Annotated in this window: 19 protein-coding genes, 1 tRNA gene, 1 pseudogene and 1 riboswitch; of the genes and pseudogenes, 2 read left to right on the top strand and 19 right to left on the bottom strand. The window is 35.2% G+C overall.

Annotated elements, in window-relative coordinates:
- Positions 1 to 120 precede the first annotated feature (120 nt).
- The 9 genes from RWZ86_RS01675 to RWZ86_RS01635 form a co-directional block, all read right to left on the bottom strand.
- On the bottom strand, positions 121 to 1,260 hold the full coding sequence (locus RWZ86_RS01675; protein ID WP_314679462.1) for a 5-methyltetrahydropteroyltriglutamate--homocysteine S-methyltransferase: 1,140 nt from the start codon (positions 1,258 to 1,260) through the stop codon (positions 121 to 123).
- 165 nt (positions 1,261 to 1,425) lie between these two features.
- Positions 1,426 to 1,977: an energy-coupled thiamine transporter ThiT gene (thiT, locus tag RWZ86_RS01670; protein ID WP_314679460.1), complete on the bottom strand. Its 552-nt coding sequence runs from the start codon at positions 1,975 to 1,977 to the stop codon at positions 1,426 to 1,428.
- A gap of 41 nt (positions 1,978 to 2,018) precedes the next feature.
- Positions 2,019 to 2,113, bottom strand: a riboswitch (TPP riboswitch).
- Between the two features lie 65 nt (positions 2,114 to 2,178).
- A complete protein-coding gene (gene pfkB / locus RWZ86_RS01665; RefSeq protein WP_314679458.1) occupies positions 2,179 to 3,105 on the bottom strand; it encodes a 1-phosphofructokinase in 927 nt (308 codons plus the stop codon).
- Positions 3,106 to 3,178: 73 nt separating this feature from the next.
- Complete coding sequence (eno, locus tag RWZ86_RS01660) at positions 3,179 to 4,477, bottom strand: phosphopyruvate hydratase (protein WP_006703959.1); 1,299 nt, start codon at positions 4,475 to 4,477, stop codon at positions 3,179 to 3,181.
- A 99-nt stretch (positions 4,478 to 4,576) separates the two neighbouring features.
- Positions 4,577 to 6,106: a 2,3-bisphosphoglycerate-independent phosphoglycerate mutase gene (gene gpmI / locus RWZ86_RS01655; protein WP_314679456.1), complete on the bottom strand. Its 1,530-nt coding sequence runs from the start codon at positions 6,104 to 6,106 to the stop codon at positions 4,577 to 4,579.
- The gene (tpiA, locus tag RWZ86_RS01650) at positions 6,106 to 6,864 is read right to left on the bottom strand and encodes a triose-phosphate isomerase (protein WP_314679485.1); all 759 of its coding nucleotides are present in this window, start codon (positions 6,862 to 6,864) and stop codon (positions 6,106 to 6,108) included. The genes gpmI and tpiA overlap by 1 nt, the downstream gene beginning before the upstream one ends.
- An 81-nt stretch (positions 6,865 to 6,945) precedes the next feature.
- Positions 6,946 to 8,136: a phosphoglycerate kinase gene (locus RWZ86_RS01645; protein WP_314679454.1), complete on the bottom strand. Its 1,191-nt coding sequence runs from the start codon at positions 8,134 to 8,136 to the stop codon at positions 6,946 to 6,948.
- A gap of 128 nt (positions 8,137 to 8,264) precedes the next feature.
- Positions 8,265 to 9,266 carry a type I glyceraldehyde-3-phosphate dehydrogenase gene (gap, locus tag RWZ86_RS01640; protein WP_314112519.1) on the bottom strand — a complete coding sequence of 334 codons (1,002 nt, stop codon included), beginning with the start codon at positions 9,264 to 9,266 and terminating at the stop codon, positions 8,265 to 8,267.
- A 36-nt stretch (positions 9,267 to 9,302) separates the two neighbouring features.
- Positions 9,303 to 10,331, bottom strand: coding sequence for a sugar-binding domain-containing protein (locus RWZ86_RS01635; protein ID WP_314679452.1), 1,029 nt, complete (start codon positions 10,329 to 10,331; stop codon positions 9,303 to 9,305).
- A 306-nt stretch (positions 10,332 to 10,637) separates the two neighbouring features.
- Between RWZ86_RS01635 and RWZ86_RS01630 the strand changes: the two genes are divergently transcribed.
- Positions 10,638 to 10,709: transfer RNA gene (locus RWZ86_RS01630), tRNA-Arg, on the top strand.
- 259 nt (positions 10,710 to 10,968) lie between these two features.
- Here the strand turns inward: RWZ86_RS01630 and RWZ86_RS01625 are convergent.
- The 9 genes and pseudogenes from RWZ86_RS01625 to RWZ86_RS01585 all read right to left on the bottom strand — a co-directional run.
- On the bottom strand, positions 10,969 to 11,919 hold the full coding sequence (locus RWZ86_RS01625) for a metal ABC transporter substrate-binding protein (RefSeq protein WP_314679450.1): 951 nt from the start codon (positions 11,917 to 11,919) through the stop codon (positions 10,969 to 10,971).
- On the bottom strand, positions 11,916 to 12,746 hold the full coding sequence (locus tag RWZ86_RS01620; RefSeq protein ID WP_314679448.1) for a metal ABC transporter permease: 831 nt from the start codon (positions 12,744 to 12,746) through the stop codon (positions 11,916 to 11,918). The genes RWZ86_RS01625 and RWZ86_RS01620 overlap by 4 nt, the downstream gene beginning before the upstream one ends.
- Positions 12,739 to 13,473: a metal ABC transporter ATP-binding protein gene (locus RWZ86_RS01615; RefSeq protein ID WP_314679446.1), complete on the bottom strand. Its 735-nt coding sequence runs from the start codon at positions 13,471 to 13,473 to the stop codon at positions 12,739 to 12,741. Before RWZ86_RS01615 ends, RWZ86_RS01620 begins: the two co-directional genes overlap by 8 nt.
- A gap of 173 nt (positions 13,474 to 13,646) precedes the next feature.
- Positions 13,647 to 14,477, bottom strand: coding sequence for a MurR/RpiR family transcriptional regulator (locus tag RWZ86_RS01610; protein ID WP_314679444.1), 831 nt, complete (start codon positions 14,475 to 14,477; stop codon positions 13,647 to 13,649).
- Between the two features lie 120 nt (positions 14,478 to 14,597).
- Positions 14,598 to 16,103, bottom strand: a complete 1,506-nt coding sequence (locus RWZ86_RS01605; RefSeq protein ID WP_314679442.1) for a PTS transporter subunit EIIC — start codon at positions 16,101 to 16,103, stop codon at positions 14,598 to 14,600.
- A 31-nt stretch (positions 16,104 to 16,134) separates the two neighbouring features.
- A complete protein-coding gene (locus tag RWZ86_RS01600) occupies positions 16,135 to 16,809 on the bottom strand; it encodes an N-acetylmannosamine-6-phosphate 2-epimerase (protein WP_314679440.1) in 675 nt (224 codons plus the stop codon).
- 256 nt (positions 16,810 to 17,065) lie between these two features.
- Positions 17,066 to 17,758 (bottom strand): phosphoglycerate mutase, encoded by a 693-nt coding sequence (locus RWZ86_RS01595; RefSeq protein ID WP_314679438.1) that lies wholly within the window; start codon positions 17,756 to 17,758, stop codon positions 17,066 to 17,068.
- A gap of 58 nt (positions 17,759 to 17,816) precedes the next feature.
- The gene (locus RWZ86_RS01590; RefSeq protein WP_314679436.1) at positions 17,817 to 18,524 is read right to left on the bottom strand and encodes a glucosamine-6-phosphate deaminase; all 708 of its coding nucleotides are present in this window, start codon (positions 18,522 to 18,524) and stop codon (positions 17,817 to 17,819) included.
- Positions 18,525 to 18,675: 151 nt separating this feature from the next.
- Positions 18,676 to 18,975, bottom strand: a pseudogene (locus RWZ86_RS01585) (PspC family transcriptional regulator); the annotation flags it as partial.
- A 626-nt stretch (positions 18,976 to 19,601) separates the two neighbouring features.
- Between RWZ86_RS01585 and RWZ86_RS01580 the strand changes: the two are divergent.
- Entirely contained in the window at positions 19,602 to 20,531 is a 930-nt protein-coding gene (locus RWZ86_RS01580; RefSeq protein WP_314679435.1) for an XRE family transcriptional regulator, read from the top strand.
- A gap of 64 nt (positions 20,532 to 20,595) precedes the next feature.
- Here the strand turns inward: RWZ86_RS01580 and nadE are convergent, their stop codons facing one another.
- Positions 20,596 to 21,423: an ammonia-dependent NAD(+) synthetase gene (gene nadE / locus RWZ86_RS01575; RefSeq protein ID WP_314679434.1), complete on the bottom strand. Its 828-nt coding sequence runs from the start codon at positions 21,421 to 21,423 to the stop codon at positions 20,596 to 20,598.

The following is a 21,423-nucleotide window of genomic DNA, read 5'->3' as shown; positions in this document are numbered from 1 at the left end:
TGTATTGTAAAAATAACTCACATAAAAGTCAAGGATTCTCTCACTTTTTATGTTACATTTTCTAACATAACTTTCTTTCCAATAAAAAAGCCAGGTTTCCCCAGCCTTTCACTTTTGTTATTAGTTTTCAGTTCCCCAAACTTCTTCGGCAACTTCTTTAATTAATGCTAATTTTGCCCATTGTTGTTCTTCTGTTAAGATATTTCCTTCTTCAGTTGAAGCAAATCCACATTGAGTACTTAATGATAATCTATCTAATGGAACATATTGACTCGCTTCTTTAATACGAGCAATCAACTCTTCTTTACTTTCTAGTTCTCCAAATTTAGAAGTGACTAAACCTAACACAACTTTTTTATCACCAGTAACTTTTGCTAATGGAGTAAAGTCTCCAGCACGATCTGTATCGAATTCTAAGTAGTAAGCATTCACTTCTTCTTCTCCAAATAATTCATCAGAAACAGATGCATAACCACCACTTGCAGCCCAAGTAGAATGGAAGTTACCACGGCATACGTGAGTATTTACCACTAATCCTTCTGGAACATTTTTATAAACGGCATTATTTAAACGTAAAAATGTTGCTGCTAATTCACGTCTCACTTCTTCTTTGTCACGACCTTGTCCCCAAAGCGTTAAGAAGTTATCATCCACTAAAATACCCCATGTACAATCATCAACTTGTAATGTACGTAATCCTTCATCAAATAATTGTTGAATCACTTCTAAATAAGCTTTTGAAATATCTTCAACTACATCATCAAAGTTTGAATAAACACTATTCAATTGTTCCACATGTTCTTCATCACGAATTAATTCAAAGTATAATTGAGATGGTGATGGAATTGTAATACGAGCTTCCACTTCATCATTATCCGCTACTAAATCTCTTAAAAATGTATAGTGAGCAATGAACGGATGGTTACGTCCATGAATCTTTGCTGATACAGTTGCAGAGTCTGGTTTAGTCACTTCATCATGGAATTGGTATCCTGTTTTAGCTTGAACTCGTTTAATTCCTCCTAATCCCCAGAAGAAATCTAAATGCCAATAAGCACGACGAAATTCCCCGTCTGTAATTCCTTTATATCCAGCTTCAATTTCTTTTTTTACTAAATCACGAATTGCGGCATCTTCAAAGTTTTTCAATTCTTGGTAACTAAAGTTTCCTTTTTCAAACTCTTGGCGAGCTTGTTTTAAATTTTCAGGTCTTAAGAAACTTCCTACTGTATCAAATCTAAATGGTGCATGTTTTGTCATATTGATTACCTCTCTTCTCTAACTAACGTAATTTCATTGTAACTGACTGATGCGTTATTGTAACATACTAATTTACTATAGTTATCTATAGCTTGAAACTATGTTTGAACGATAAAAAAACTCTTATAGAACATTCTATCCTACAAGAGTTTCTCTCAGTATCACTTATTTTTCTTTATAAATTTTTGGATATTTTAATAATAAAATCGCTACCGCAATCGTTACAATTAATGTTTGTAATCCAGCAATGCCATTCACTGTGAATGAATACCAATATGGAGATACTCCTTCTGGAGCATATTTTCCCCAAAATAAAAATCCAGCTACAAAATGCCAGAAATAGCGAATCCCTACACCAATGATTGAAGAAATAATAATGTAAAAAATTGCTAAAGTATGTTTTTCATTACGAATTGCTGTTTGAAATTGATGATGAAGTAATCCAGCAAATCCCATTACTCCAAACGCTACGATGTATTCTAAAAGCACTTGAGAGAATGATAAGTAAACAACTTTTCCAAGTACAAAATGTAAGATTCCCCACACTAGACCCGAAAATAGCGCTGGATACAATCCTCGACGCAACGCAAACACTACTAAAACAATCGCACCAAACGATGGAGAAAACCATCCCATAAAATGAGGAATAAATGATAACGCCATCGCTAAAGCTGCAACAATTGCTCCCTCCACCCATGCAATTCTTTTTACAGACATAAAAAAGCCTCCTTGTTTTTTTACAAAGAGACCCTGTTGCAGACAATTATTCATACAATCCCTACGCACGCATTAACGTAACAGGTTCTAAGAGTTTGTAAACACATCTCAGCCAACGGCACCTCTTTGTATCTTTTTTTATATGAATTTAGTATACGCCCTTATAAAGATAGTTTCAACACTTATTTCTTCATAAACTATCTATTTTCTTGAAATTTCCTTAATTTTTATTTGCGGTATTAATTCTTCAATCAACTCTCTAGTTGCAATCCCTACAGAAAAAGCAGTAGCACTCCCCGATGCTGCCCCTTGTTTAAGGCTCTCTTTAAAATCACTTGTTTCTATATATTTTGCCATAAAGCCTGCTAACATCGAATCTCCAGCACCTACAGAATTAATCAATTTACCTTTTGGAGTATTTGAAGTCAATACTTCTCCTGTTTCACTGACTAGAAATGCTCCTTCACCTCCACAAGAAACCAAAACATTACGTGCCCCTTTTTCTTGTAATTTAAACGCATAGGCTATCATTTCTTCTTGCATTTCAATGTTCACTCCAAATAATTCTTCTAATTCATGTTGGTTCGGCTTAATGATAAACGGCTGATAAGGTAAACAGGCTAATAATGAAGCTTTTGTTGTATCTAGTACTAATTTCACATCTCTAGAACGACAAAGCTTTGCAATTTCAACATAAGACGTCTCATCTAATCCTGGAGCAGCATTACCAGCTAAAAATACAACATCCTCTTCTTTCACCTTGTCTTCCAAATAATTCACTAATTCTTGGAACTTCTCTTTCCTCACATTAGGGCCAGCTGCATTGATTTCTGTTTCTACTTCTCCTTTAACTTTGACATTAATTCTTGTCGTACCTTCTACAGAAATAAATTGAGGTTTAATCCCTTCATTTTCTAGAAAGTCCTTAATATAATCCCCCGAAAATCCTCCAAGGAATCCTGTAGCGATATTATCGATTCCTAATCGTTTTAATAGAATCGACATATTAATCCCTTTACCACCTGCTACATATTCCTCACCTTTTGAACGATTTAATGCCCCTAATTGGCAATTGGGAACTTGGATCACTAAATCCACTGCTGGATTAAACGTAATGGTGTAAATCATATTCTCACCTACTTCCAATGTAAAAAATAGGGCTAGCAAAATGCTAGCCCTCTAAAAACATCCTAAAATGTAATTATTTTTTTAAGTTGTAGAATGCTGAAAGACCTTGGTAAACAGCTAAGTCACCTAATTGATCTTCAATACGTAATAATTGGTTGTATTTAGCAATACGGTCTGTACGGCTTAATGAACCAGTCTTGATTTGTCCAGCATTTGTAGCAACTGCGATGTCAGCAATTGTTGAATCTTCAGTTTCACCAGAACGGTGTGATACAACTGCAGTGTATCCAGCTTTTTGAGCCATTTCAATAGCGTTGAATGTTTCAGTTAAAGTACCGATTTGGTTAACTTTGATTAAGATTGAGTTTGCAACGCCTTGTGCAATACCACGAGATAAGATTTCAGTGTTAGTTACGAATAAATCGTCACCTACTAATTGAACTTTACCGCCTAAGCGTTCAGTTAATAATTTCCATCCATCCCAGTCATTTTCGTCACAGCCGTCTTCGATTGTGATAATTGGGTATTTCTCAACTAATTCAGCTAAGTATTCTACTTGTTCAGCAGGAGTACGTTTAGCACCTTTTTCGCCTTCGAAGATTGTGTAGTCATATACGCCATCTTTGAAGAATTCTGATGAAGCACAGTCAAATCCTAAGAATACATCTTTACCTGGTTCTAAACCAACTTTTTTAATAGCAGCTAAGATTGTTTCTACAGCATCTTCAGTACCTTCAAATGTTGGAGCGAAACCACCTTCGTCACCTACAGCAGTTACTAAACCGCGGTCGTGTAAAATAGCTTTTAATGCATGGAATACTTCAGCACCCCAACGTAAAGCTTCTTTAAATGTTGGCGCACCAACTGGTAAAATCATGAACTCTTGGAATGCGATTGGAGCATCTGAGTGAGATCCACCGTTAACGATGTTCATCATTGGTGTTGGTAATACTTTAGTGTTGAATCCACCTAAGTATTGGTATAATGGTTGATCTAAGTAATCAGCAGCAGCACGAGCAACAGCGATAGATACACCTAAAATTGCGTTAGCTCCTAATTTACCTTTGTTTGGAGTTCCATCTAATTCGATCATTAATTTGTCGATCGCCATTTGTTCGCGAACGTCAAAACCGATGATTGCTTCAGCAATAATGTTGTTTACATTATCAACAGCTTTTTGAACTCCTTTTCCTAAGTAACGAGATTTGTCGCCATCACGTAATTCAACTGCTTCGTATTCACCAGTAGAAGCTCCTGAAGGAACCATACCGCGTCCGAACGCTCCGCTTTCTGTGTAAACTTCAACTTCGATAGTTGGGTTACCACGTGAATCTAATACTTCTCTTGCTAATACATCTGTAATAAATGGCATGATTTATTAACTCCTTTATATTTATTTGTACGTTTCTATTTTAGTCGAAAAATGCTTTCTATGCAATCTTTTCCTTAAATTGAAAGCCTTTTTTTATGATTATTTTTGAATTAAGCTTTCGCCTGTCATTTCTTCAGGTTTTGCTACATTCAATAAATCTAACATTGTAGGTGCAACGTCAGCTAAACGACCACCTTCACGTAATGTAACACCTTTTTTCGTTACAATTACTGGTACTGGAACTGTTGTATGCGCAGTATGTGGAGTACCTTCTGGTGTAATCATTGTTTCTGAGTTACCGTGGTCAGCAAAGATAATTGCAGTACCACCTTTAGCTAAAATAGCATCAACTACTTTACCTAAGTTTTCATCTACCGCTTCAATTGCTTTAATGGTTGGTTCTAACATACCTGAGTGACCAACCATATCTGGATTTGCGAAGTTTAAGATAATTGCATCATTTTCATCGTTTTGGATAGAGTTATATAATGCATCTCCTACTTCATAACAACTCATTTCAGGTTTTAAGTCATATGTTGCAACTTTTGGAGAAGGAATTAAAATACGGTTTTCTCCTGTGAACTCTTCATTACGTCCACCATTCATAAAGAATGTAACGTGAGGATATTTCTCAGTTTCTGCAATACGTAATTGTGCTAATCCTGCTTTAGATAATACTTCTCCTAAAACATTTGTCATTGGAATTGGTGGGAATGCTACTTCTGCATCCACACTTGGATTGTATAATGTCATTGTCACAAATTTAACATTTGCAGCATGTTCACCACGATCAAAGTTTGTCCACTCTTTATCTGTAAATGTATTTGATAATTGAATCGCACGGTCAGGGCGGAAGTTAAAGAAAATAACTGCGTCATTTTCTTCAATTTTCGCTACTGGTTGTCCATCTTTAACAATTACTGATGGAATGACAAACTCATCCGTTACATTTTCAGCGTAGCTATGTTCAATAACTGCTTGAGCAGATTCAAATTGAGGTCCTTTTGCATGTGCAATTGCATCATAAGCTAATTGAACACGTTCCCAACGTTTATCACGGTCCATTGCATAGTAACGACCTGATACTGTTGCGATTTGACCTACTCCAACTTCAGCAATTTTTTCTTCTAAAGTCTTAATATAAGCTGGACCAGCTTTTGGATCCACGTCACGTCCATCCATAAATGCATGAACATAAACTTTAGAAATACCTTTTGCTTTTGCTGTTTCAATTAATGCTAATAAATGATTGATATGGCTGTGTACTCCACCATCAGATAATAATCCAAATAAGTGTAATGCAGAACCATTTTCTAATACATGATTAAACGCACCATTTAATGCTGGGTTTGTATCGAATTCACCATCTAAAATTGCTTTATCAATACGAGTTAAGCTTTGGTATACGATACGACCTGCACCGATATTTGTATGACCTACTTCTGAGTTCCCCATTTGTCCATCTGGTAGACCTACATCTAATCCAGAAGCTTTCAATGTTGTATGAGGAAATTCGTTATAATAACGGTCAAAATTTGGTTTATTTGCTTGTGCTACAGCGTTACCTTCTACTTCTGGTCTCCATCCGAAACCATCTAAGATAATAATCGCTACTGGTGATTTAGACATTATTTTACTGCCTCCAATAAAGCTAAGAATGATTCAGGTTGTAAGCTTGCTCCACCTACTAAAGCTCCATCCACATCTGGACAAGCCATATATTCTTTAATGTTTTCAGGTTTAACAGAACCACCGTATTGTACACGAACTTTATCTGCAACTTCTTGACCGAAGTCAGCTGCTACAACGTCACGTACTACTTTACACATTTTTTGAGCGTCATCTTGGGAAGCTGATTTACCAGTTCCGATAGCCCAAATTGGTTCATATGCAATGACTAATGATGAAACTTGTTCATTTGATAATCCAGCTAACGCAGCAGAAACTTGTGCTCCTACAAACTCAGCAGCTTTACCAGCTTCATAAGTTTCTAATGTCTCACCACAACAAATAATTGGTAACATACCGTTTGCAAAAATAGCTTTTGCTTTTTTATTAATATCAGCATCAGTTTCGTGGAAATATTCACGACGTTCTGAGTGTCCAATTACTACATAGTGAACGCCCATTTCTGATAATACTTTTGGAGAAGTTTCTCCTGTATAAGCACCTTCTTGTTCGAAGTAGCAGTTTTGAGCAGCTACTTTTAATTCTGAACCTTCAGCTGCAGCTAATAAAGAACTTAAATCAACTGCTGGAGCTGCAATAGCAGACTCAACAACTGCTGATGATGGTAATTTCCCTGCTAAAGCCTCAACGAATGCTTGAGTTTCTTTAGGATTTTTGTTCATTTTCCAGTTTCCTGCAATAATTGGTTTACGCATAATTTTTCCTCCTAAAATCGTTTATGAAGCAGACTCACAAAAATGAACGCGTCATTTCAGTGAGTCTTTTTCAAATTTATTTAATTATTTATCACTAATTGAAGCTACACCAGGTAATTCTTTACCTTCTAGGTATTCTAATGAAGCTCCACCACCAGTTGAGATATGAGTGAATTTATCAGCATATCCTAGTGAAATTGCTGCTGCTGCAGAATCTCCACCACCGATGATTGTTGTAGCATTTTCTAGAGATGCAATAGCTTCACATACGCCAATTGTTCCTTTAGCGAAGTTAGATAATTCAAATACACCCATAGGTCCATTCCATACAACTGTTTTAGCATCTTTTAAGTAGCTAGCAAATAATTCAACTGTCTTAGGACCAACGTCTAAACCTTCTTGGTCAGCTGGAATTTGGTCAGAAGGTACAATTGTAGCAACTGCATCGTTTGAGAATTCTTTTGCAACTACATTGTCAATTGGTAATACTAATTTGTCGCCAGCTTTTTCCATTAATTGTTTTGCTAATTCAACACGATCTACTTCTAATAATGATAGACCTACTTCACGACCCATAGCTTTGAAGAATGTATAAGCCATTCCTCCACCGATTAATACTTTATCAGCTTTATCTAATAAGCTTTCGATTACACCAATTTTATCTGAAACTTTTGCTCCACCTAAAATCGCAACGAATGGACGTTCTGGTGTATCTACTGCTCCACCGATAAATTTAATTTCTTTTTCCATTAAGAAACCAGCTGCAGTTTCTAATTGGCTAGCAATTCCTACGTTTGAAGCGTGAGAACGGTGAGCTGTACCAAATGCATCATTTACGAACAACTCTCCTAAAGATGCCCAATATTTGCCTAACTCAGGATCGTTTTTAGATTCTTTTTTGCCATCTAAATCTTCGAAACGAGTGTTTTCAAATAATAAAACATCTCCTTCAGCTAAACCATTGATAGCTGATTCTAATGCTTCTCCACGAGTTTCTGGAACGAATGTTACGTCTTTTTTCAATAATTCTGATAAACGTACAGCAACTGGACGTAAGCTTAAACGAGCTTTATCTTCTTCAGATTTTACTTTTCCTAAGTGAGAGAAAAGAATTACTTTTGCATGATTATCAATCAAGTATTGAATAGTTGGTAATGCTTGAACAATACGGTTGTCATCTGTAATAACGCCATCTTTTAATGGAACATTAAAGTCAACACGTACTAATACTTTTTTACCTTTAACAGATAAATCTGTCACAATTTTTTTAGCCATAGAATAGCCTCCTAGAAAAAATTTATTTGGAGCGAGTGTAATACCCACATTATGAAAACAGGGCGAGGAAGCGAATGCTTCCATCGCCCTGAAAAATTCGATACGATTAGCTATATCAAAACTTTATATTATAAGTTTGCGAAGTATTCTAAAGTACGAATTAATTGTGCAGTGTATGACATTTCGTTATCGTACCAAGAAACTGTTTTAACTAATTGTTTGTCGCCTACAGTCATTACTTTAGTTTGAGTAGCATCAAATAATGATCCATAAGTGATACCTACGATATCAGTAGATACTAATGGTTCTTCAGTATATCCGTAAGATTCAGTTGCAGCAGCTTTCATTGCAGCGTTAATTTCTTCAGCAGTAACTGGTTTTTCTAATACTGTTACTAATTCTGTTAATGAACCTGTTGGTACAGGAACACGTTGAGCAGCACCATCTAATTTACCGTTTAATTCTGGAATTACTAAACCGATAGCTTTAGCAGCACCAGTTGTGTTAGGAACGATGTTTACAGCTGCAGCACGAGCACGACGTAAGTCTCCTTTTGGATGTGGAGCGTCTAATGTGTTTTGGTCACCAGTGTAACCGTGGATTGTAGTCATTAAACCTTCAACAATTCCGAAGTTATCGTTTAAAGCTTTAGCCATAGGTGCTAAACAGTTTGTAGTACATGAAGCACCAGAAATAACTGTTTCTTTACCTGTTAAAATGTCGTGGTTTACGTTGTATACAACTGTTGGTACATCGTTACCACCAGGAGCAGAGATAACAACACGTTTAGCTCCACCTTTTAAGTGTAATTCAGCTTTTTCTTTAGAAGTGAAGAAACCAGTACATTCTAAAACGATATCAACGCCTAGTTCTCCCCATGGTAATTCTTCAGGATTACGGTTAGCTAATACTTTAACTTCTTTACCGTTTACGCGGAATGCGCCTTCTAATACTTCAACTTCACCGTTGAAACGTCCTTGTGTTGAATCGTATTTTAATAAGTGTGCTAATTGTTTAGCATCTGTTAAGTCGTTGATTGCAACAACTTCTAATCCTTCCACTTCTTGAATACGACGGAATGCTAAACGTCCAATACGTCCGAAACCGTTAATACCAACTTTAACTGTCATAATAGTTTTTCCTCCTAGGAATATATTTTTTTATTTTTAGCGGGTTACCCCGTTCAAAACCATATTTGCTAAACTCTCATCGATTACAAACCACGTTCGGTCGATAGGAGCTAATTTGGCATAAGCCATTAAAGCTTCTGCCTTTTGAGCACCTTCCACAATAGCAATTCCATGTGGGATGGACTCTAAATCACTAAGATGCAAACCTACTCGTGGAAGTTTAAAAACTACCTTTCCTTTTGCATCGAAGAAACAACCAAACGCTTCACCTACAGCACGCCTGTTCGCAATAAACTGACTTTCTTGAGGCAACAAGCCCCTTCTTTCAGCCATAACACTTGCATTTCCAACGCTATACAATAAGCAATTCGCTTGTTTCATCATTGTCAATGTTTGAGAAACCAATGGTTCTTGTAATAACGGAAGATACGTCTCTTTACTAACATGTTCTGGAACATATAATGAAAAATGTTCTCCGCCAGTTTTTATTGCCATCTTCTCACTCACACTATTTGCTTGGATTAAAGTGGAACCACCCACTCCTCCCCTAGCAGGGACAAATGAAATTTCACGTTGTTGTAAAATCTCTTTTGAAAAATATTCTGCTACCATCGCCATCGTTCTACCACCCGTCACTGTAACGATTGATTGATCAACTGGCAACATCCATTTCATCAATTCCTGTACTTGATTACTAATTTGCATTCCCTTATTTGGACCATTATCAGTAACCACTTTACAAAATCTAATTCCTAGCTTATCCGAAATTTCTTTTTCAAAATTAGTCATTTCGATACACTGTTGAATGATTGAAGTTAACCCAAGATAAGTATCTTTTCCTAACTCAGTAACAAACATTCCTTTTGCAGAATATGTAATTAAACCTTGTTCTTTTAGTATATCTGTTTCAGAACGAAGAATCCGTTCTGATATTTCCAACTGCTTCGCAAGCCCTCTTCGACCAATCGGTTGTGTTCGTTGTATCGCTCGCAAAATTTGGAAACGAATTTTTAACAATTGATTGCTTTCGGGGACTAGAAGTTGCATTAATGTCATACAATCCATAATTCCGATTCCCTTCGTTTCATTACTGGGCTAAAAACCGTCCCTAAAAATCAGCTATCTATACTTAGAAAACTTTCTTAATTACACAAATATTGTACCAACAATCTTTGTAAAATGCAACTTGAAAGTGTTTAATATTTTTTAAAAATAATTCTAACCGGGACTTTTTCAGTCCCTTTCTATTTCCTTTTTTCTCCTTTAAACTCGCCTTTTTCTACTTCTACTAAATCATTTCTTTTCTTTTTTTGTAAGGGTTTCTTCTTGTTTTTTCATATGAATTTGGATAAAATATTCTTACATTGTTTAGCTGCCTTAGTGTAATGGATATCACATAAGATTCCGGTTCTTATAATGGGGGTTCGATCCCCTCAGGCAGCGCTTGTATTACTCATTTCTGATTGAGTTAATCTTTGAATGAGTTTATAATTGAAGCGAGGGAAGTTATCCTTCCCCTCGGTTGAAGAAAAACGTTATTTACGGTGTTTCCGAGGCATAGGTTTATTACGTTTTTTTCTTGGCATCCTATTTAGGATGCCTTTTTCATATAATCATCAATTTTTTGGGTGCAAAAAAGCCAGGGGTTTCACCCCTGGCTTATTTGCAGTTTTATAGCTCACCATACTACTAGACTGCTTTATTATTTTTCTAAACCTTCAATGATTTTTGTTAAGTTCCATTTCATCATGCTTAAGTAGCTATCTCCATCTTTACCTTTTTCAGCAATTGAGTCAGTAAAGATTGTTGAATAAATTGGTTTACCTGATTCATTTGAAACTGTCTTCATTGGACGATCATCAACACTTGATTCAACGAATAATGAAGGAACTTTAGAGTTTTTAAGAATTTCTACTAAACGAGTAGTTTGTTCAGGAGTACCTTCTTCTTCCGTATTAATTTCCCAGATGTAAGCTGATGGAACTCCATAAGCTTTAGAGAAGTACTTGAAGCAACCTTCACTCGTAACAATTAATTTTTTCTCTTCTGGAATTTTAGCAAGACGTTCTTTAGCATCTTTATCTAATTTATCCAATTCAGCAACATATTTATCAAGATTCTTTTGGTAAGTATCTTTATGTTCTGGATCTTTTGCAATTAATTGTTTTGCAATATTTTTAGCATAAATCACACCATTTTCAATGTTTAACCATGCGTGAGGGTCTTCTTTACCTTTTTCTTTTGCACCTTCAAGGTAAATTACATCAACGCCATCACTTACTGCAAAGTAGTCTTTATCTGCTACTTTACCAGCATTTTTTACCATTTTAGTAAACCATGCATCGTCTGCATTTTCTAAGTTAATACCATTATAGAAAATGATATCTGCATCATGGATTTTTTGAACATCTTGTGGTAATGGTTCATATTCGTGTGGATCTTGTCCAACTGGAACAATACTGTGAATGTCCGCTAAATCCCCAGCAACGTTTTTTGTAATATCATAAATGATAGAGTTTGTTGCTACTACTTGTACTTTTTTAGGTTCATTACTTTTTGTTGTAGTTGTAGATGTAGATGTTGTGTTTGTTGAACATCCTGCAAAACCTACTAATGATAATAAACCGACTGTTAATAATTTCCCGATTTTCATACTTTTTTCCTACCTTCCCTTTGTTTTGGTGATACAATAAAACTAATCACAAAGAATGCTGCAGCAGTTAATACAATGGTTGAACCTACTGCAATATTAAACGTATAGCCGATTACTAAACCAACAATCGAAGAAAGTGAACCAAATATCGCTGATAAAGCTAACATGGTTTTCAAACTCTTCGAATATAAATAAGCTGTTGCTGCTGGTGTAATCAGTAACGCTACAATCATAACTGTTCCGACACTTTGCATTGCTGTAATCGAAACTAACGCTAGAAGAAACATTAATAAATAATGATAGAATGATACATTCAATCCAGCTGAACGAGCAAAGACTGGGTCAAAACTCGTTACTTGTAATTCTTTAAAGTAAGAAACAATCGTTACAAAAACAAATATTCCTACAATTGCCGTAATCAATAAATCAAAATCTTGTACCGCTAAAATATTCCCGAATAAAATATGGAATAAGTCAGTCGAACTTTTCGCAACACCGATTAAGATAATCCCCAATGCTAAAAACGAACTAAAGGTTATCCCAATGGCTGTATCACTTTTCACGACACTATTTCGATTAATAAATGCGATAATAAAGGATGCTAATAAGCCAAACGCTAAAGCTCCAAAAAAGAAATTAACGCCGACAATATAAGATAATGCCACCCCTGGTAACACCGCATGAGAAATCGCGTCTCCCATCAACGACATTCCACGAAGAATGATAAAACATCCAATCATTCCGGCAACTGCCCCAATTAAAACGGAAGAAATTAATGCATTTTGCACAAAATGATAATTCATTAATCCTTGTAAAAAATTATTCATGACTTTGTCCCCCTTGCGCAATGAAAACTTCGCCACCGTAAGTTTTTCTTATTTTTTCAGGAACAAATGTTTCCTCAGTTTTTCCACTATCTACAATTCCACGATTCACTAAAATCACTTGATCAAAATAATCACGTACTTTAGATAAATCATGATGCACCATTAAAATAGTCTTTCCTTCTTCTTTCCATTGACGAATTAAAGTCATAATCACTTTTTCACTCATCATATCAATTCCCACAAATGGTTCATCCAAGAAGATATAGTCTGCTTTTTGGACTAAACAACGTGCTAATAATACCCTTTGAAATTGTCCACCAGATAATGCACCAATTGGACGATTGGCTAATTCTGTCAAACCAACTTCTTCAATCGCTTCATCGACATCTTTCCAGTCTTGAGCGTTTAAACGCTGAAATGGTTTCATTTTCACAGTTTTTCCTAACGCTACACATTCACGAATTGTAATTGGAAATGTAAAATCCAAATTACTTTTTTGTTCTACATAAGCAATTCTTTCTAATGATTGACTTGCTTCTTCCCCATCGAATGTCACTTTTCCCGTATGTTGGATTAACCCTAGCATTGCTTTTAATAAAGTAGATTTCCCTGCCCCATTAGGACCAATAATTCCCAAAATCGTTGGGCCATTGACTTCTACATGACAATTCTTTAAAACATCTGGTTGCATTGCGTAAGATACTCCCAGATTTTCGACTTTAATCATGAATCTACCTCCTTCTTTCTATCATATTTCTTATGCCAATAATTAGGTTACCCTAAATAGATGCTCTCGTCAAGAGTTTTTTAGGTAAACCAAAACATTTTTGAAAAAATCCTATTTTTATATAAAAAAGATAAAGAATAGAGCGTTCTCATGTCCTTTACCTTCTTAAAATCCTATTCTTTTTTATCTTCTTTTGCTCCTAAAGCTGTTAATGTATTAGAGAATAAATGATGCTTATAGTCTTTATCAATCTCTTTATAATAACTATAAAAAATATCTACCATGACTAAAATTGGAAATTGTGGAGAAATTAGTCCCCCTTGATCCAAGGCATTTTTCATAGCAATTAATACTAATTCATCACAAACTTTTTCACTTTCTTCACTTCGTTTTGAAGTAATTAAAACGGTTTTTGCCCCTTGCTTTTTCGCTTGGCGTACTGCCTCTACGACACTTGCATTCGCAGAAACTGAAATTCCAATGACTAAACACTGCTCGTCAACAAGTACCCGATTCATCAGCATTGTATGCAAATCCGTAATTGCCTCACAAATCATCCCCAATCTCATAAATCGAAACTTCATCTCATGAGCCGCTAATCCCGAACTTCCTTGTCCATAAATATAAACTCGTTTCGCATTATTCAATAAACCACACACCTTAATGACTTGACTTTCATCAATTAAAGAAAAAGATTTTGATAGTAATTCTTCATAATCTGATAAAACAGTTTTCGTTAAATCATTATGAATCACTTGTCCCTCTTTTTTACTTTCTTGGAAATCATATATAAATTGTCGATACCCTTCATAACCACATTTTTGAGCAAAACGTGTCAATGACGGAATTGACACAAACAATCTCTCCGATACGGCTCTAGCTGACAAAGATTCTTCTGTAGAATTTTGCTTCAAAAAATATTGAGCAATCGTTTTTTCATTAGGCGTTAATGTATCATAAATCGATTCAATTAATGGTGTGACTTTTTTCTCAAAAGATATCATATCGTTACTCCCTTAACCTTTTCATTACTGCTAGTGTATCATATTTTTCTTCTTTCGTGTTTCAAAAAATAAAAAGCTAGGAGACTTTCATCCCCTAGCTTAAAAGAGTTTAGATAATGATTAATCATCTACTCCTAAAATTTCGTTAATATTGTTTTTATAAAGAATAGCTTTCGCACCGTAAATTGCTTGAACTCCACCATTCACTTCTAGTACATCTACTGCACCAATAGCTTTTAGAGTTGCTTTGTCTACTTTATCTACTGAACGAACAGCTACACGTAAACGAGTAATACATGCATCTACGTCTTCAATATTTTCTGATCCACCTAAAGCTTCGATAATACGAACGCTATCTTCTTTTAAAGAATCTTTTGTTTCTACAACAGGTTGTGCATCATCTGCTAACTCTTCATCTAAACGACCTGGAGTTGCAACATTGAATTGAACGATGAACCATCTGAATACAACATAGTATAGAACACTCCATACTAAGCCAAATGGAATTTGTAATAACCAATTTGTTTTTTCATTACCTTGTAATACCCCGAATAATGTGAAGTCGATAACACCACCTGAGAATGTATTACCAATAGAAATGTTTAAGATATCAGCAATAAAGAAGCTTACACCATCTAAGAATGCGTGAACAACATAAAGTACTGGACTTACGAATAAGAACATAAATTCAATTGGTTCTGTAATACCAGTAATGAATGAAGTTAAAGCTACCCCAAAGAATAAACCAGCATATTTTTTACGACGATCTTTTGGAACACAGTGATACATTGCTAAGCAGGCTGCTGGAAGACCGAACATCATTGTAGAGAAACGACCAGCGAAGAAACGAGTTCCTTCAGTAAATAGGCCAACATGTGTTGGATCTGCTAATTGAGCAAAGAAGATTTTTTGAGCTCCTGCTACAGTTTGACCTGCAACTACTTCAACACCACCTAATTCTGTATACCAGAATAATGGGTAAATCATGTGGTGTAAACCAACCGCTCCACATAGACGCATTAAGAATCCATATAAGAATGTTCCAAATGGTCCAGCTTGTGAAATATAACCACCAGTTGATACTAATAATTGTTGGAATGGAGGCCAAATTACAAAGAAAATACCCCCAACTACAATTGAAGCAAATGAAGTTACGATTGGAACAAAACGGCTACCTCCAAAGAATCCTAAGAATTGAGGTAATTGAATATTGCTATAACGATTATGTAAATAAACCGCTACAGAACCTACTACGATAGCACCAACTACACCTGTATCAATTGAAGCTCCTTCAGCCATATATAATTTAACAAGTGCTTTGATTGTTGCTGTCATAACAAAATAACCAGTAACCCCAGCAAGTGCTGCAGTACCTTTATCACGTTTTGCTAAACCAATACACAAGCCCACACAGAGTAGTAATGCTAAATTCGCAAAGACAACTTCCCCTGCTGAACTCATGACTGTGAAAATAGCTTGTAACAAACTATTATTTAACACTGGATAAGTAGCTACTGTCGTTGGATTTGACAACGCACCACCAATCCCTAATAACAAACCAGCTGCCGGTAAAATAGCAATCGGCAACATAAAGGCTTTACCAATTTTTTGTAATACTTTAAACATATGGTTTCCTCCTAAAAAATTTATTTTCCTTTTATGAATGAATCGCATCTACAAATTTCTTTGTAATTAATTGCGGTCTTGTAATTGCTGATCCAACAACTACACTATAAGCTCCTAACTCTAATACTCGTTTAACCTTTTCAGGTGTATCAATATTCCCCTCAGCAATCAATGGGTGTTTGATAACCTTTAAGACTTCACGAAGAATTTCAAAATCGTTTGCTTCGATTTTATCCCCTTTACTTTGGTGAGTATACCCTACTAATGTACTTCCGATATAATCGAATCCTAATTCATCTGCATGAATCATTTCTTCAACGGTCGAACAGTCTGCCATTAATTTTTGAGTTGGATATTTTTGACGAATTTCTTGATAAAATTCATCTAACGTTTGTCCATTTGGACGACTAGAAACCGTTGCATCTAATGCAATAATTTCTGGTTTTGCTTCCATTAACTCATCCACTTCTTTTATCGTGGCTGTAATATAGACATCTGCATCATCATAATCTCTTTTAATAATTCCAATTACAGGTAAATCTACTGCTTCTTTAATTGCTTTGATGTCTACGACAGAATTAGCACGAATCCCCTTTGCTCCTCCTTCCTTTGCTGCGACTGCCATACGAGCCATAATAAAATCGCTATGCAACGGTTCATGTGGCAACGCTTGGCAAGATACGATTAATTGCCCTTGAATACTCATATTCAGCCTCCTTTATAGTTTTATAAAAGCCTTTACATCCATTAGTATAATTGCTGCGGAAAGCATTTTCAATATTAGACACTATTTTAGAAAGTAATTTCAAATTTCTACAGTTTGCTTCCTAATTTTCTTCAAATTTAGAAATTACTTTCATGATCTTCCAGTTTACGAAAATTATTATATAAATAATGAAGGACTTACCGTTCAATCGATAAGTCCTAAGGGTATAACTATTCAGTTTCAAAGATTTAGAAAATTATTTTCCTAAATAATATTCTGAAACAACTTGTAAGTTTTCATCAAATTCAAACACTAAAGGTGGGAAATTCGGAATTTCCACTCCCATAATCTCGTCATCTGATAATCCTTTAATGTGTTTTACTAATGCACGTATAGAATTCCCATGTGCACCAATAAAAACATTTTTACCAGCTTTTAAATCTGGAGCAATTTTATCTTCCCAAAATGGAAGAACACGTTCCAGAGTTACTTTAAGATTTTCTGCATCTGGAATTACAGAATCATCCAATTTCGCATACCTACGATCGCCATGTGCTGAATATTCATCATCACGATCCATTTTTGGAGGTAACACATCATAAGAACGACGCCAAATATGAACTTGTTCATCTCCAAATTTTTCAGCAGCTTCTGCTTTATTTTTCCCCGTTAATCCACCATAATGACGTTCATTTAAACGCCAAGATTTTTCAACAGGAATCCATAATTGATCACAAGCTTCCAATGCCAAATCCGTTGTTTTAATCGCACGTTTTAGCACTGAAGTATAGGCTTGATCAAATTCAATCCCTGCTTCTTTGATTAATTTTCCGGCATCAATTGCTTGTTGAATCCCCTTTTCAGACAAATCAACATCCGCCCAACCAGTGAAGAGATTGGCCTTATTCCATTCTGACTGGCCATGGCGAGCAAAAACTAATTTTACCATCTTATCGCTCTCCTTTTTCTTCCAAACCTTTTCCCGAGTAAATGTATACCCTATTTCATTATCTAGTTAATAATGCGGCAGCAGCTTCATCAACGATAATAGTTACATTTGGATGTTTTTGTAAAATACTTGCAGGTACATCTGTTGTAACTTCCCCTTTTACCGTATCTAAAATTGCTTTTGCCTTCTTTTCCCCGAATGCAATTAATAGAATTTGTTTTGCATCCATAATTGATTGTAGTCCCATTGAATAAGCATATCTTGGTACATCTTCTTCACGTTCAAAGAAACGTTTATTAGCTTCAATTGTTGCTTGTGCTAAAGCTACTTTATGTGTTCTTTGGGTAAAAGGTGTTCCGGGTTCATTGAATCCAATATGGGCATTACTCCCTATACCCAACAATTGGAAATCAACTGGATTATTTTGTAAAATTTTTTCATAACGTTCGACTTCAGCATCAATATTTTCCGCTAAACCATCCGGTAAATAGCTCTTTAAAAATGGTTTTGCTTCAAACAATTGTTCATTCATAAAATAATGATAACTATGTTCATCTTCACTAGATAGACCAGCGTATTCATCTAAATTTACAGATACTCTATCCGAAAAATCTAATGAACTTTGACGAATTTTTTCATACAAACCAAGAGGACTTGAACCTGTTGCTAACCCAAAAACTTTTGCTCCATTTTCATAAGCTTCTTTAAAAACTTCAAACGCAACTAAAGCCCCTTCTTCTTTATTTTTCACAATTTTAATCTCCATAATGATTCCTCCCTCAACTTGTCATTACCAGTATTGTAACAGATTTTTTAAAGAATGAATATAGCTATTTAACGATTTTCCATTTTGCATATAAAAAAATTAGGCAACACGAAGTCGCCTAATTCTATCATCCTTTTTATTCTATACTTTCTTATACCCATTCACCATTTTCATTAACAGTATAGCCATCAATTGTTGTGTTAACAGCTAATGCTCCTGAAGTATAAGAATAATACCATTTGCCATTCACTTCGTACCAACCCGTTTTCATTGCTCCTGATGAATCAAGATAATACCATGTACCATTGTCTTGAATCCAACCTGTCGCCATTGCTCCTGATGGTTGTAAGTAATACCATTTGCCATTCACTTGAGCCCAACCAGTTACCATTACTCCATTAGTGCCTAAATAATACCAATTTCCACCATCTTCAATCCATCCTTCAGCACCAATACCTCCATTACCATACCAAATTACATAGTGCCAACCTTGTTCAGTTTGTTTCCATACACCTTTTTTCCCAACCAAACCTTTAAGCTTTTTAATAGCATTATTTCTAACTTTTACCAATTGTTCTCCTTTAAAACTAAAAGACTTTTCATATTTCGAAAGAGGTATTTCCTTTAATCGTTCAGGAACCGTAACTTTTCTATTTCCAAAATCAATAATCGCTTCTGGATTTGTTTGATTTTCATAAACAAAGGCATACTCTAAGAAACGGAGAGTTGGTTCATGCCCGTTTACAGATTCCAAAATGACATGAGAATTAAAAACTTCCTCTTTGGCAGAAACACTCGACATGTTTGACACTGCCAACATTCCTGTTGTAGCTAAAGCCACTCCTAACATTGCTAATTTCTTTTGTAATTTCATAAGAAATCATCTCCTTTTATTTTGATAGCTGAAGTATACCGTATTCATTCAAAAAAAATAAAAAAACGTAACTATGTTTACCTTGTTAAAGATTGTTTTCACATTTTTATCCCTAAAAAGAAACTATACATACGTTTTCTTTAAAAACACTTTTATAATTGTTATAATCAAGAAAACAACGCATACACTTAGGAGGAACAAGTATGAACGATGAAAGTATTTATGGACTAGTTTTTAAAAAAATTCGTGAAGATAGAGGTATTACTCAAAAAGAAGCTGCAGGAACGACTGTTACTCCACACTTTTTGAGACAATTTGAGCAAGGAAAATCTCGTATTACAATTCAAAAATTTGAAGAAATCATTGATAATGTTGGAATTGATAAAGAGACTTTTGATAAAATTAGAGCTCAAATGTTTCCTTCAGAATTTCATAAACGTCAAGTTGAAGTAGCTAATTTAGTTTCCAAACGAGAATATAAAAAGGCCCTAGATCTTCTAAACCAACCTTTAGAAAATTCCGATATTGCAGAACACTTCATTATTGCCAATCGTGTTGTTAGTAAATTTGGAATTGCCTCTATTGTTGGAGACTCTCTTTTAACACCAAAAGACTATGAAGAATTGGAATATATCAAAGCTTATCTTACTAAAGTTGAATACTGGAACTATGTTGAGGTGAATGTATTTTCTGCTATCATTTCCCATTTTTCGATTGATTTTTTAGATTACCGGCTTTATCATTTACTAGATGTTTTAAAAAACCAAACGGAATACCATTACACTCGTGCTTCTGAATACTATCTCTCCGCTCTACGAGCAGGAGTTAAAAACTACTCTATTCAAGGTCATTATGATAAAGCAGAAAAATTAGCACAAAAAACGCTCGAAGTGATGAATGCTTTTCCAGAACTAAGCATGAAATTGACGCAATTTATTGCTCTTTCTATGGAACGTTCCTGTAATTTCCTTCGTCAAAATGATGTCTATGGTTTAGAACTTGCTAAACATATCTTCGCAACTCTAGATCATCTAGAAAAGACGTTCCAAAATCAATTATTAATCCGTTTAAGAGAAGATTTCTTTTCAAAGGTTACTCAACTGAATAAAACAGGACAACCTTTAGAACAATAATGCAACATACAAAAAACTCTATTAGATTGGGAATCAGCCTATCTAATAGAGTTTTATTTTTAAATTATTTCCAAAAATCATCGTAAATCGTAATTGGTAAACGACGTTTATGTTCTGATTTGATATACCAATCTTCGATGGTTTGAGCATCTTTTTCCGAAACTTCTTTTCCTTCAAGATAGTCATCGATTGCTTCATAAGTCACGCCTAAAGCTACTTCATCAGGAAGCGATGGACGTTCTTCTTCTAAATCTGCTGTTGGTTGTTTTAAATATAAATGTTCTGGAGCTCCTAAATATTCTAACAACTGACGTCCTTGTCGTTTATTCAAACGCCATAATGGTAAAATATCTGCTCCACCATCTCCAAATTTTGTATAAAATCCTGTCACGGATTCCGCTGCATGATCCGTACCAATTACCGCACAACCTGTTTGACCTGCAATTGCATATTGGGCAATCATACGTTCTCTTGCTTTAATATTCCCTTTATTAAAATCACTAATCGGCAAGCCCAAACTTGTAATACTATTTGCAGCTGCATCCACTGCTGGTTTAATATCCACTCTTAATATATCTGATGCTTGCATAAATTCAATGGCATCCATTGCATCTTGTTCGTCCGCTTGAATTCCATAAGGCAGGCGAACAGCATAAAAGCAATAATCTTTTTCTGGATACTCTTGTTTCAACTCATCAATGGCTAACTGAGTTAATTTCCCAGCTAAAGTAGAATCTTGTCCACCACTAATGCCTAATACATAACCTTTTAAAAAAGGATGTTTGACTAAATACTCTTTCAAAAATTGAATCGTTCTTTTAACTTCTTCTTGAACATCAATTTTCGGCTGTACTTTTAACGTTTCAATAATTTGTTTTTGTAATGGTCTCAT

It is taken from the genome of uncultured Granulicatella sp. (assembly GCF_963545075.1).
In the GTDB taxonomy this organism is placed as follows: Bacteria; Bacillota; Bacilli; order Lactobacillales; family Aerococcaceae; genus Granulicatella.
The sequence above is the reverse complement of the archived record's forward strand: the minus strand, read 5'-3'. Positions and strand labels throughout refer to the sequence as shown.

Bases quoted from the DNA above. Each gene is read 5' to 3' on its own strand.
- RWZ86_RS01590 (WP_314679436.1), bottom strand. From the start codon at position 18,524: ATGGAGATTAAAATTGTGAAAAATAAAGAAGAAGGGGCTTTAGTTGCG.
- gpmI (WP_314679456.1), bottom strand. From the start codon at position 6,106: ATGTCTAAATCACCAGTAGCGATTATTATCTTAGATGGTTTCGGATGG.
- RWZ86_RS01615 (WP_314679446.1), bottom strand. From the start codon at position 13,473: ATGATTAAAGTCGAAAATCTGGGAGTATCTTACGCAATGCAACCAGAT.
- RWZ86_RS01580 (WP_314679435.1), top strand. From the start codon at position 19,602: ATGAACGATGAAAGTATTTATGGACTAGTTTTTAAAAAAATTCGTGAA.
- thiT (WP_314679460.1), bottom strand. From the start codon at position 1,977: ATGTCTGTAAAAAGAATTGCATGGGTGGAGGGAGCAATTGTTGCAGCT.
- RWZ86_RS01645 (WP_314679454.1), bottom strand. From the start codon at position 8,136: ATGGCTAAAAAAATTGTGACAGATTTATCTGTTAAAGGTAAAAAAGTA.
- nadE (WP_314679434.1), bottom strand. From the start codon at position 21,423: ATGAGACCATTACAAAAACAAATTATTGAAACGTTAAAAGTACAGCCG.
- RWZ86_RS01635 (WP_314679452.1), bottom strand. From the start codon at position 10,331: ATGGATTGTATGACATTAATGCAACTTCTAGTCCCCGAAAGCAATCAA.
- RWZ86_RS01595 (WP_314679438.1), bottom strand. From the start codon at position 17,758: ATGGTAAAATTAGTTTTTGCTCGCCATGGCCAGTCAGAATGGAATAAG.
- RWZ86_RS01605 (WP_314679442.1), bottom strand. From the start codon at position 16,103: ATGTTTAAAGTATTACAAAAAATTGGTAAAGCCTTTATGTTGCCGATT.
- eno (WP_006703959.1), bottom strand. From the start codon at position 4,477: ATGCCATTTATTACAGATGTATTAGCAAGAGAAGTATTAGATTCACGT.
- RWZ86_RS01620 (WP_314679448.1), bottom strand. From the start codon at position 12,746: ATGAATAATTTTTTACAAGGATTAATGAATTATCATTTTGTGCAAAAT.
- pfkB (WP_314679458.1), bottom strand. From the start codon at position 3,105: ATGATTTACACCATTACGTTTAATCCAGCAGTGGATTTAGTGATCCAA.
- gap (WP_314112519.1), bottom strand. From the start codon at position 9,266: ATGACAGTTAAAGTTGGTATTAACGGTTTCGGACGTATTGGACGTTTA.
- RWZ86_RS01600 (WP_314679440.1), bottom strand. From the start codon at position 16,809: ATGAGTATTCAAGGGCAATTAATCGTATCTTGCCAAGCGTTGCCACAT.
- RWZ86_RS01610 (WP_314679444.1), bottom strand. From the start codon at position 14,477: ATGATATCTTTTGAGAAAAAAGTCACACCATTAATTGAATCGATTTAT.
- RWZ86_RS01675 (WP_314679462.1), bottom strand. From the start codon at position 1,260: ATGACAAAACATGCACCATTTAGATTTGATACAGTAGGAAGTTTCTTA.
- RWZ86_RS01625 (WP_314679450.1), bottom strand. From the start codon at position 11,919: ATGAAAATCGGGAAATTATTAACAGTCGGTTTATTATCATTAGTAGGT.